This window comes from Planktothrix sp. (genome assembly GCF_046067725.1).
In the GTDB taxonomy this organism is placed as follows: Bacteria; Cyanobacteriota; Cyanobacteriia; order Cyanobacteriales; family Microcoleaceae; genus Planktothrix.
Map to the genome: position 1 here is coordinate 34309 of NZ_JBJUDF010000014.1, position 9576 is coordinate 43884.

Genomic DNA, 9576 nt, shown 5'->3' on the forward strand with positions numbered 1-9576 from the left:
TTAAGGTACGGGTTTTGCCCTTGGGTTGGGAGACCCAACCCCTACGGGTTCTAATTTTCAAGATGTTTTTCTCGTTCTAACCAAGCTTTCATTTTCCCTGGATTTAATAATCCATAGGGATCAACTTCTTGTTTAAATTGTAATTGTTCTAAATTAATCGTTTTCATGCCACCATCCTCTAAAATATAAGTATGGGGATTAAAAATAATCGCACCTTTTTCTTCATGATAATTCATAATCTCATTTAACCGTTCTTCGGTGGTAAATCGAACTAATTGTAAAGCAATGGGATACATTTCTCCCTGTAATCTGACAAACTCTAAATGCTGCATCACTTCATCCCCAAAATGATCATAAAGATGTTCTAATAATTCTAATTTTCGATCCGCAGGTAACAAAGTTTGTAAATAGGTAATAGATGGATCAACACTACGAGCGTGTAAGGTGGTATGATTCCAGGTATATTCGATTAGGGTGCTTCCTTTTCCAGTTTCCTCGGAGGATTTTTGATAACAAATTGTACCCCCATACTCCTTAACTAATTCTTGAAACGGTTCTAAATTGGCTTCAGAAATCATTAATAATGCAGCGTTTTTTCCAGAGGGAATAATATTTTTAAATGCGGCAAAATAAGCGGGAATGGGTGCAGCACAAACACAAACTAATTTTTTAATAATTCCATCGGATAATGCTAAGGCTTGACCAAATCGAGCCGAGGTCATAAAATCATCAAAGGTGACAATCATTTCAGCCCAAGGATAGACAGGAGCTAAAGGGATTTCTAAGGCTGTAATAATGCCATTTGTTCCATAAGCATGATTAATTTTCTGCACCTGATCTCCTCTTAATTCAATGATGCGAGGTTCATCTTCCATTGTCACGACTCGTGCGGCTTGTAAGTTACCGCGATCACGTAATTGTCCATAAGTAATAGACCCAATTCCTCCACTTCCTCCCTCAATAAAACCCCCAATTGTTGCAGTCCGATAGGTGGAAGGAATCATGCGTAATTCCCATCCTATTTCTCGTGCTTGTTTATCAAATGTTGCTAATTTAACACCGGGTTCTACACAAGCTAAACCGGGTTTGATCCAGTTAATTTGATTCAATTTTGTTAGATCTAAAATCACTCCTCCTTCTAAGGGAATACACTGTCCATAATTTCCGGTTCCCGCACCTCGAACAGTCAAAGGAACTTTATATTTCACACAAACTTTAGCGACTTGTAAAACTTCCGCTTCTGTGGTAGGACGTACCACAATATCTCCGATTTTATCCTTGAGTAACGGTTGTAAAATTGGGCTAAAATGGTAATAGTCTTGAGAAAGTTTTTGGCGTTGGTTCGGTTCTTGAATTGTTTCAATTTCGGACAGTTCAGAACAAAAGGTATCCCAGTTTATATTAATCATGGTTATACTTAAGGGTCATTGATTGGGATCTAGGATAACTGATTTTTGGAAAAAGTTACTCAAAGAGGTAAATTGATTAAACATGACAACAAATCAACCTCGTTCTGGATATACACTTCCGGTTTTTGCTTGTGCGGCTGCGGTAGCGGCATTACAATATTTAAAAAATAAAAATCAATTGATTCAACAAGTAACGATTGATTTAATCAAACCCGCGCAAATTGTGAATATTCCCATTGAACAAATTGCCTGTTTAACAGATTATTCTGTTTTAGCAATTACTCGTTCTGATCCAGGAGATAATTTAGATTTAACTCGCAATACTCCGATTTGGGCGATGGTGGAATGGGTGAAAAATTTACCCTCTCATTCCCCTGAAAAAGCGAGGGAAAGTCAACTTTCGGATAATATTGTGATTCAAGGTGGAGAGGGAATTGGCTATGATGAAAAAACCGGACATACGGCTATTTATCGGTATGCTAAACAATTATTATTAGCCAATCTTGAGAAACAATTACAACCCCAAGACCGAATTTTAATCACTTTTATTTTACCCGAAGGAAAACAATTAGCCACCCGAACTTCTAACGCGGCGTTTGGAATTGTGGAAGGATTATCTTTACTAGGAACAACTGGAATTTCTCAACCTTTAACGGTTCCTGAACAATTAGAACAATATCAAACTCTATTGCAACAAAAAGCCCAAGAAGTTGATTGTTTAGTGTTTTGTATTGGAGAAAATGGATTAGATTTTGCCCAAAAAATCGGAATTCCACCAAAACAAATTGTTAAAACAGCCAATTGGTTAGGGCCGATGTTGGTCACCGCCAGCCTGGCGGGAGTGCAGTCTATTTTATTATTAGGTTATCATGGCAAATTAATCAAATTAGCGGGAGGAATTTTTCATACCCATCATCATCTCGCCGATGGTCGCTTAGAAATATTAACCGCCTATGCTGCAAAGGTCGGACTACCCACCATTGATTTACAACGAATTTTGAACCAGGAAACAGCCGAGAATGGGTTACAATTGCTGCGAGAATTAGAAACAATCACGGGGGAAAATTGGGTGAATCGGGTGTATAAAGCGATCGCAACCGCCATTGATCACCGATCCCAGACGTATATTTATACCCACTGTGAAAAAAATGTCAAGGTAGGTTCCCTAATGTTCGACCGTAAGCGTAAAATGATCATCACAAGTGAAATCGCTGATACACTTTTACAGCAAATTTGTTATTCTAATTTGAATCACTCTTGAAGGCTGTTGTCAAGATGCGTCTATCCTGACCCATAACTGCTCATTCAGGCTCTCTAAATCTGTAATCATGTGATTTATCCTTGAAAACCTCCTCGATGATGCTTTTGAGTAAGACCAGAGCAGGTTGGGATTTTATAGTTGTTAACCTTTGAATTTCTATCCCTTAGATTAAACTCAATATGTCTCCTCAGACTCAAACCCCCACTCAACCTCAAGAAACTGATCATTCAGTCACCCCATTAAACCGACAAATGATTGTGATTCTTGACTTCGGTTCGCAATATTCCGAATTAATCGCCCGTCGCATTCGGGAAACTGAAGTTTATTCTGAAGTCATTTCCTATCGCACCACCGCCGAACAACTCAAAGTGCTTAACCCCAAAGGAATTATCCTTTCGGGTGGCCCCAATTCTGTTTATGATGAAGGCGCACCCGAATGTGATGCCAAACTGTGGGAGTTGGGAATTCCCGTTTTAGGGGTTTGCTATGGAATGCAACTGATGGTTAAACAACTCGGCGGCACCGTAGAACGAGCAAAACGGGCAGAATATGGCAAAGCGTCTTTACAAATTGACGACCCAACGGATTTACTCACCAATGTCGAACAAGGCGCAACGATGTGGATGAGTCACGCGGACTCTTGCACTCAATTACCGGCTGGATTTGAAATTTTAGCCCATACCGAGAATACGCCTTGTGCTGCCATTGCTGACCATGAAAAACGATTGTATGGGGTGCAATTCCATCCAGAAGTGGTTCATTCTATTGGCGGTCAAGCCTTAATTCGTAATTTTGTTTATCATATTTGTCGTTGTCAACCCACTTGGACAACCGAAGCATTTGTTGAAGAATCCATTCGAGAAATTCGCGCGCGAGTTGGAGATAAACGGGTATTATTAGCGCTTTCGGGTGGGGTTGATTCTTCAACGTTAGCATTTTTAATGCACCGGGCAATTGGCGATAATTTAACTTGTATGTTTATCGACCAAGGGTTCATGCGGAAATTAGAACCGGAACGATTATTAAAATTATTCCAAGAACAATTTCACATTCCTGTTCAATATGTTAATGCCCGTGAACGTTTCTTAAAAGAACTCGAAGGCGTCACAGACCCCGAAGAAAAACGGAAACGTATTGGTCGAGAATTTATTCGAGTTTTTGAAGAAGAATCAACTCGTTTAGGGCCTTTTGATTATTTAGCTCAGGGGACATTATATCCTGATGTAATTGAATCCGCCGATACTAATGTTGATCCGAAAACGGGAGAACGAGTTGCGGTTAAAATTAAAAGCCATCACAATGTCGGAGGATTACCGAAAGATTTACGGTTTAAATTAGTAGAACCCCTAAGAAAACTGTTTAAAGATGAAGTCAGAAAAGTCGGGCGTTCGATTGGTTTACCCGAAGAAATTGTTCGACGTCATCCTTTTCCTGGCCCTGGTTTAGCGATTCGGATATTAGGAGAAGTCACGGCTGAAAAGTTAAATATTCTCCGAGATGCGGATTTAATTGTTCGGGAAGAAATCAATAAACAAGGAGTTTATCACGATTATTGGCAAGCTTTTGCGGTCTTACTTCCGGTGCGAAGTGTTGGGGTGATGGGAGATCATCGCACCTACGCTTATCCGATTGTTTTGCGATTTGTGAGTAGTGAAGATGGCATGACGGCTGATTGGTCACGGGTTCCCTATGATTTATTAGAACAGATTTCTAATCGGATTGTGAATGAAGTTCGGGGCGTGAATCGGGTGGTTTATGATATTACCTCTAAGCCGCCTGGAACGATTGAATGGGAATAGATTGTTAAATTAAAATTCCCGTTTTCAATTACTCTAAATCCTTCTATTTTAGGGGGATTTACAAAGAGCAAACCTCGAAGAAATACAAATCCTGAAATTGACAGTAGATAAGTCCCATAAACCCACGTAGAGACGCGCCATGGCGCGTCTCTACAGGGGACGGATGGGTAGCCAACATTAAAGGATGGAATATAAGCACCTATTTTCGATTAAGATTGTACCCAAGCAATGCCCTGTTGAATGAATATGAAACCGCCAGTTTGTTTAATTACCGGAGCGAGTTCTGGAATAGGTTTAAGCACCGCATTAGAACTCGCTAAACAGGGATATCATGTTTTAATGGCTTGTCGTTCAGAACGCAAAGCTGCTCAAGCTATTGATTATATTGAAAAGCAAACTAATCAAGGAAAAGTTGAATTTTTACCGTTAGATTTAGCTTCATTAGAATCAATTCGTTGCTGTGTGAATCGTTTTGAACAACGACAGCTTCCTTTAAATTTATTAATTAATAATGCAGGTATTTTTAATCAATCAGGAACGACTGAAGAAGGATTTGAATTAATTTGGGGAACCAATTATTTAGGACATTTTTTATTAACTTATTTATTATTAGATAAACTCAAATCATCAGCATCCAGTCAAATATTATTCATTGGTTCTGATGTGGCGTTAGGGTCAAAAAATCTGGACTGGAAACGATGGGTGAAAAAAACGCCTTTGAACTTTCTAAAATTATATGCAGATTCTAAAATGTGTTTATTACTCTTGATGCGGTATCTTTTACAACATCAATTGCAGGGAACCTCCGTCAGAATCAATACATTTCATCCGGGTTTTGTTCAATCTAATATTACGATTTGGCATCAATTAAGTCGCTTTTTAAAAATTGGTAATTCTCCTCAAAAAATTAGTCAAAATATAATTAAATTTTTAACTAACACTGAATATAATGCAGTTCAAGGTCAATTCTTAAATCGAAATCTTCAACCGATGCCCTTAACGGATATTGCTATTAATGATAACTTAGCCAGTCAGTTATGGGAAAAAAGTTTATTTTGGACGGGATTATCTAATCCCATTGTACAAACTCCCGTTCAATATAACCCTGAAGATGGCATCTGGGGGCCTTATTCTTTAAATTTAACCGAAACTGAACTGAAAGAAATTCAAAAACAGATTTTCAAGACTGTTTTACCTCGTTCTCCGATTCCCGTATTATTTAATAGTTATCAATTTCTCAAAACCGGAAATTTTGGCTCATTAATATTATTACTCATTCAAGGATTAAAACGGGAATTTCACATGGAACGCCATTTGGATTCTCCTGTTATTTTTGAACTTTGTCAAAATCCTTATTTACTCGAAAAAGTTCGAGAATATTTAGGAGAATCTTTGTTTCTTTGGCGTTCTGAATTATGGGTCAATTATCCCGCTCAACAATTAATTCCCCTTTGGCATCAAGACCGATATCCTCAGTTATTAACAAAAACGGGAAAAACTATTCATGCTTATCTAGCTTTAACAGAAGTAAATGTGGGGAACGGATTTCAATATTTACCTGAAAAATATAACTCTTTGTGTTCAGTTAAAATGAATGATCCCTTTAGTGGAAATCCTTTTTTTGAGGTCAAAACCGATGTAGAACAATTGGCATTACCTGTTTGTTTAAAACCCGGAGAATTCATCTTTTTTACTGATGATTTAATTCATCGTTCAATTTGTAATATGAGTGGTCAAGTTCGCCTCTCCTTAACCCTCCGTTTTGCAGAATCTAGTGTTAAAATGTGTAGAAATTATAGTTCCCACATCCAATCTCCCATTGTGTTTCTTTAGAGACAAAACCGTAGGGGCGAGGTCTCCTTGCCCATATACCCGGATATGGGTCGATTTTTTGAAATATAACAATCGTTTGGGTTGGGTCTCCTAACCCCTACAAGTCTTGATCACAAATTATTTAGACTTGGTATAATAAAAAACCTAACACAATAACTTAATTAAATGGATTACAAAACAGCTTATCAATTTTTAATCGACCAAGGAATAGCCTTAGAAACACAAAAAAATCCCGATGCATTTTTGATGCGTTTAAAGCAAGGTCAACCCCCCATTCCGGGTCAAGTAACAGCTATTTTATTAGCATTAAAAATCGCCTATGATACCTTAAAAGAAAGGTCAACCTTTGAAAAAGCCTTAGTGTTAGCTTTACATCAATTAGCCATAGAAAGTCAGCAACAATTTATTGCAGGTCGTAACCGAGGCATTGAATGGCCTCCGTTATTACAGGAAGATTTACAACGAATTGCTTTAGGTGTTAAAAGTATTTTTTCCGGTCATTGGTTAGTGGAAAAATAGATAAAGCAGGTGACTGTCAACCATTAATGGTTAACAGTCAACAGTTAACAGTCAACAATAAGCGGAAATATCTTCTCCACATTCATCCGCCAAATAACATAACGCTTGAAACCGTAAACAAACTAATTCCTCATAGAAAGGATTAAGTTTACATAATGGCGGAATATGAAACAGAACCCGACCAAAAACTTTAATATCTCGTTCAAACGGACATTGAGCCGGGATGAGTTGACAGATGCGATGAGCAAACTTAGCGTCTTGGATTTTAATACTTTCTAGCCAATGACGAATGGGACGCAGAGGTGCAAATTGAGGTTGGGAGCGAAGTGGGTTAAAGGGGCCAGATTGAGAAATCGGAGCGGATTCAACGGAAGTTGTTTCGCGAGAAACAAAAGTTAGGTAAGACATGGTACAATCAATAAAATTCATCGTTCTTATTCAGATTTAACCGAAATGTAGACAACTTACTGTCTATGTAGGGTCTACGAATATACCTGGGTAGTTTCTGTTTTCGGTCACAAGACCTTGACAGACCTTCAGGAATGAAAGGTGAACAACAGAAGCAACCCGATTTCTGGCCAGATTTCAGTGTTGGTTAACTGTGTTTTTCCTTCTATTCATAATCATGCCCTAAATTTCAAGAGTTTTCCCATAAGTTTTATTTAAACTTTAGATTTTAACTATAAAAAATATAAATAATTCTTGTGATTTAAATTTTTACAAAAGTGATATAGTATCGATTTTTTTAAAATCTTCGTAGCCTACCAACTTGGGACGGTTGACCGGGGTGGGAAAAAATTGATAAAGTTGAGTTTGGCGGTCTTGTTCAGATGTTTCTGACCACTTCCATAAACTTTCATAGAAAAAGAAAGACACCCCAGCGAATTTGCGGCGACGGATTTCGCTAATTTGTTGTTTAATAATATTCATTGAAGTTGAACGATTTTTTAACCCACTTAAAATGCCAATGGCGACGGGAATATGGTTTTTTGCTAACGTCACTTCTGAACGGTCTAATTCTGTTATAAATCGCTTCAAATCTGAACGATAAATTTGTATGACCAGTTCTTCTATCCATCCTTTTCGTTCCCAGGTAAACCAATCTTGTAAATAAGCAGGTAAGGCGAAATGTAAAGGATTAGGAGATAATGAAATTATACAATTCGGTTGGATAGATTTAATTGTTTCAAAGGTTCGTTTCATAAATTGATTGATTTTATCGGCTCGCCATCGTACCCAATAGGTTTCATAAAAATCTTGAGAGGGGGATTGTCCGTTATGTTCTTGTTGATATAATTTAACCGTATAATCATCATAGCCAAATTCCGCAGGTAAGCCGAAATGATCATCAAATTGTATGCCATCAATCGGATAATTTTTAACAATTTCTGTGATTAAGTTTAAGATAAATTCTTGAACTTCGGGATGAAAAGGATTTAACCAAACTCGTTCTTCAACGCCTTCTTGTTTGATTTTACTACCATCTTGTCGCTGTGTCATCCAATCAGGATGTTTTTGAACTAATTCTGAATGAGCAGGAGCCATAAATCCAAATTCAAACCAAGGAATAATGGTGAAACCTTGTTGATGTCCTTGGGTTATAATTTCTTGTAAAACATCTCGATTTTTTAATTGCGGGTCAATTAAAATCCCAAATTCTTGTTGAGTGGCTGAACTGGGATAAAGAGTATAACCTCCTTGCCAAACGGTGGGATAGAGGGTATTAATATTAATAGATTTTAACCGTTTTAATCCAGAATTTAAGGCTTGAGGAGAATATAAAATATCACTATCGACATTCGTTAACCAAACTCCTCGAATTTCTGAAGCATGGGGGACAAGTTGACTCCAAGAAGGTTTGAAATTAATGAATAGAATCAAGATGATTGCTAAACTTAACAAGAAATATTTTTTTAAAAATTTAAACGTAAAATAAGATAATTTCAAGAGTCTTTGAAAGAACCGAAAATAGGGTTTGTGTTTCGGGTTTCTCAGTAAGATAGCCATAGAGTTTTTCAAAATTTTAAAAGATTTTAAAATCGGGTAAAATTGATAATTCATTGACTTATTATTACTAATAATAATTAATTATTTTGTAGCAAAACTAAAAAAATGAGAGACTCAGTTTAAATATCCCCACCATAAGCAATCGTGTTGGTCGGTCTTCTGGCTGTATTATTGATAAAATTAACCGGAAAAGTCAGAGATTGTGTCAGCCAGACCAGGGAAAATTTAGTCAAAAAATTTACAAGTTGTTAAGGTTATACGATATAAATGATCCAGTTCATCTTAACTCAGAACTGAGGTCAATTCTATGAACGAATTCCAAGCCCACCGGATTCGAGAAAATAATAGCACAAATATTGTATTTAATCTGTTTAACATTCACCCTTCCTTTAATAATCAACCTGAAATTGCTATCACATTCAACCCAGACCAACCCTTTGTCTCTGCGGTTACTGAAACTAGGAAAGGAGACACCACGACAACTAACACAGGGATATTATCCACTCCATTACTTCCTAGACCCTTAGAAACGATTGTTGAACCTCCGACCCCCGTTATTCCTCAACCTCAACCCCCCATCACTCCTCCTCCAACTCTTCCCCCCTCTCCTTCACCCACCCCAACCACACCAACACCGACCACACCGACTCCCACCCCAACCACACCAACACCGACCACACCGACTCCCACCCCAACCACACCGAACCCGACCACAACGACTCCCAATCCGATCACGGCGCCTTTGGTT

General features: G+C 37.8%; 8 protein-coding genes. 5 read left to right on the forward strand and 3 right to left on the reverse strand.

Annotation, left to right across the window (positions count from 1 at the left end; translation table 11 throughout):
* Positions 1-50 precede the first annotated feature (50 nt).
* Positions 51-1409, reverse strand: a complete 1359-nt coding sequence (locus ACKPEB_RS00845; RefSeq protein WP_408962867.1) for an FAD-binding oxidoreductase — start codon at positions 1407-1409, stop codon at positions 51-53.
* 82 nt (positions 1410-1491) lie between these two features.
* On the opposite strand from ACKPEB_RS00845, the gene cbiD reads away from it, so the two are divergent.
* The 4 genes from cbiD to ACKPEB_RS00865 all read left to right on the forward strand — a co-directional run bounded on the left by cbiD (position 1492) and on the right by ACKPEB_RS00865 (position 6821).
* On the forward strand, positions 1492-2670 hold the full coding sequence (gene cbiD / locus ACKPEB_RS00850; protein WP_408962868.1) for a cobalt-precorrin-5B (C(1))-methyltransferase CbiD: 1179 nt from the start codon (positions 1492-1494) through the stop codon (positions 2668-2670).
* Between the two features lie 179 nt (positions 2671-2849).
* The gene (guaA, locus tag ACKPEB_RS00855; protein WP_408962869.1) at positions 2850-4469 is read left to right on the forward strand and encodes a glutamine-hydrolyzing GMP synthase; all 1620 of its coding nucleotides are present in this window, start codon (positions 2850-2852) and stop codon (positions 4467-4469) included.
* A 246-nt stretch (positions 4470-4715) separates the two neighbouring features.
* Positions 4716-6302, forward strand: a complete 1587-nt coding sequence (locus tag ACKPEB_RS00860) for an SDR family NAD(P)-dependent oxidoreductase (protein ID WP_408962870.1) — start codon at positions 4716-4718, stop codon at positions 6300-6302.
* Positions 6303-6467: 165 nt separating this feature from the next.
* Positions 6468-6821, forward strand: a complete 354-nt coding sequence (locus tag ACKPEB_RS00865; RefSeq protein WP_408962871.1) for a Dethiobiotin synthetase — start codon at positions 6468-6470, stop codon at positions 6819-6821.
* Positions 6822-6872: 51 nt separating this feature from the next.
* On the opposite strand, the gene ACKPEB_RS00870 is transcribed toward ACKPEB_RS00865, so the two are convergent.
* Entirely contained in the window at positions 6873-7229 is a 357-nt protein-coding gene (locus ACKPEB_RS00870; protein WP_408962872.1) for a Mo-dependent nitrogenase C-terminal domain-containing protein, read from the reverse strand.
* A 309-nt stretch (positions 7230-7538) separates the two neighbouring features.
* Positions 7539-8702 (reverse strand): glycoside hydrolase family 10 protein, encoded by a 1164-nt coding sequence (locus tag ACKPEB_RS00875; protein WP_408962873.1) that lies wholly within the window; start codon positions 8700-8702, stop codon positions 7539-7541.
* A gap of 433 nt (positions 8703-9135) precedes the next feature.
* On the opposite strand from ACKPEB_RS00875, the gene ACKPEB_RS00880 reads away from it, so the two are divergent.
* Positions 9136-9576 (forward strand): hypothetical protein (locus ACKPEB_RS00880; protein ID WP_408962874.1); only part of this gene is annotated, 441 nt, incomplete at its 3' end.